Source organism: Citrobacter sp. Cpo045 (assembly GCF_030332875.1).
Taxonomy (GTDB): Bacteria; Pseudomonadota; Gammaproteobacteria; order Enterobacterales; family Enterobacteriaceae; genus Citrobacter; species Citrobacter portucalensis.
Window position 1 is genome coordinate 1 of the sequence record NZ_JAOWGZ010000047.1, and the last position, 2,542, is coordinate 2,542.

Below are 2,542 nucleotides of genomic sequence, written 5' to 3' on the forward strand. Positions count from 1 at the left end.
TTCTTGTTCATTAAGTCACCTGTTTTGTGTTGAGGTGAGAATATCACCTTTAATCAGGTGGCCAAATTTACTGTGCCACTACAAGCCGCCTTATATTCACCAGCAGGTTATTCATCAGTGAAATGGCGCGTCCCACAGAGAGAATTTCAATAAACAGGTTAAGGTCGTTTTGTTTCAGGTAGTTCAGGAAGTCTGGCTCACTGAGACTTTCCCCTGCCTCCTCGTAAAAGCAGGCAATCGCTTCCATGTTATTCATGTAGGTGCTGATTGCGGCGTACTCGTGTCCTTCCATCTGTTCAAGGATGACCCTGACAGACTGCATCCGGTCGGTCAGTTTCGCATGTATGTCTGCATATTTAGCCTGACGGGGATTTATTTCACTCATTATTACTGTCGCCTGTAAATAACCGGCACAGTGCGAACACCATGCCGGGAGATTATGGCTGACAAAACGGGAACGACAGGATCCCGCTGTTGTCGGGGGTCAGAAGGTTTCCCAGTTCTCGCTGGCGTGTTGTTCCGTTTCACGAACGGACTTTACCGCTTTAACCTTACTCTGCGGGCTGGTGTTGCTGATTGTCGGTACTATGGTATTTTTTCGTTCAGCATCGCGTTTTTTATTATCACGGAGACGAAATACGCTCACCTTCTCCTGCAGAATCCATGACTGATTCTGCAACGAAGCGGCAGTGGCTGCAGACTGTTCCACCAGAGCTGCATTTTGTTGGGTGGTGCTGTCTATCTGGCCCATGGCGCTGTTAATCTGGGCAATACCATCTCCCTGCTCACGACTGGCCTTGGCTATTTCGTCAATCAGCCCTTCCATGCTCTGGACGTTACTGATGATATCCTCCATTCCCCTGTCTGCTTTTTCAACCAGGGTACGGCCGGATGCAATGCGGGAAACGGAGTCATCAATGAGCTCTTTTATTTCCCGCGCGGCAGAAGCACTGCGCTGAGCCAGATTACGAACCTCTCCGGCCACAACCGCAAATCCACGGCCGGACTCGCCGGCGCGTGCGGCTTCCACGGCAGCATTAAGCGCGAGAATGTTGGTCTGGAAGGCAATCCCGTCGATGACCTGGATGATGGCTGTCATTTCAGACGAGGTGTCGTAAATCTCCTGTATCCGGGAAGACACCTCACTCATGACCACTCCATTCTGTTTCACAATGGCCGTTGTTTCTGTCACAAACTGGTAAACCTGTGCTGTATTGCCGGCAGTATTGTTTATGGTGGCCGTCAGTTGTTCCAGAGTGGCCGCCGTCTGTTCCACACCGGCAGCCTGCTCTTCGGTGCGGGCTGACAGGTCTGTATTACCACTGCTGATTTCTGCTGCAGTCAGCGCAATATTGTCCGCTCCCTGACGTACTTCCCGGACGGTGTTACTCAGACTCCCGCACATATCACGCAGTGCCTGCATCAGTTGCCCCAGCTGGTCCTGTGAGTCCACTTTAATCTCCACACACAGGTTACCTTCCGCCACTTCCCGGGCAATCCGGACGGCTGAAATCAACGGACAGGTAATGCTTCTGGTGATCAGCCATGCCAGCACACCTCCCAGAAGAAGCGCCATACACCCAGTGATGATCAGTGTCAGTATGGCTGTCGTACCATTATCAGCGATAACTTCACCCGCTTTATCTATGCTTGTTTTTTCGTATTCCACCAGTGCCTGCAGACTGGCCATGTAGTCATTTATGATCGGTAACTGCTGTGACCGAATGAAGTTGTTCAGGGCTTCACGGTCCCCCTGCTCACTGATCTGAAGAGCTTTTACCTGGGTATCTGCATACACCTGACGCTTTTCACCAATGGTTTTCAGCAGCTTAATACCCTGCTCTGAAGTAAGCTCCCTGTTAAATTTATCCTGCAGTATATCCACGCGAGCAGAGTTTTTCTTTATCCGCTGCTGTGCATATGTCCTGATATCCGGGTCCCCCGACGTCAGCAGAACCAGTCCAAGCGCACCGTTTGATTCAATAGCGGTCTGCCATTCATTCGCCATACGCTCCTGCAGAAGATAATTATTCATCACGCGATCGGTGGAAGTGAGCATAGAGTTCAGGTACCACACTCCGGTCACTGTCATGATCATGACAAGAACCAGAATTAGGCTGAAGCTGCCAGCCAGCCTGATACCCACACTAAAGTCTTTGATTTTCATTTTATTACCCGTGAATGAAGCTGGTTATTTCGGACCCCGGTCTCCCTGACAAATAACTGGTGCCTCCAGACTTATTTATGAGGAATCATATTTTGATTAACGAGATCTGTTATCGGTATCAGTGTGCCTGAATGGAGTGTGTCAGACACGACCATTTAATACCCCGAAGCGTCCTGCCAAAAAAGACCAGACGGTGAGGGCTGGTCTGAAATCTGACAATGTCTATGGGGTCTACCGTTGCGTAGAGGGCTGTCACAACGTTAATAAGATTATCGGCAACAGTCCGGTAAACTTTAACGGCACTGTTGCAAATAGTCGGTGGTGATAAACTTATCATCCCCTTTTGCTGATGGAGCTGCACATGAACCCATTCAA

General features: G+C 49.8%; 2 protein-coding genes. Both read right to left on the reverse strand.

The genetic code is table 11. The features are described from left to right. Positions 1–67 precede the first annotated feature (67 nt). Complete coding sequence (locus OGY13_RS00950) at positions 68–385, reverse strand: hypothetical protein (protein ID WP_082261903.1); 318 nt, start codon at positions 383–385, stop codon at positions 68–70. A gap of 99 nt (positions 386–484) precedes the next feature. Further along, positions 485–2,167, reverse strand: a complete 1,683-nt coding sequence (locus OGY13_RS00955) for a methyl-accepting chemotaxis protein (protein ID WP_286637517.1) — start codon at positions 2,165–2,167, stop codon at positions 485–487. Between the last annotated feature and the right edge of the window lie 375 nt (positions 2,168–2,542).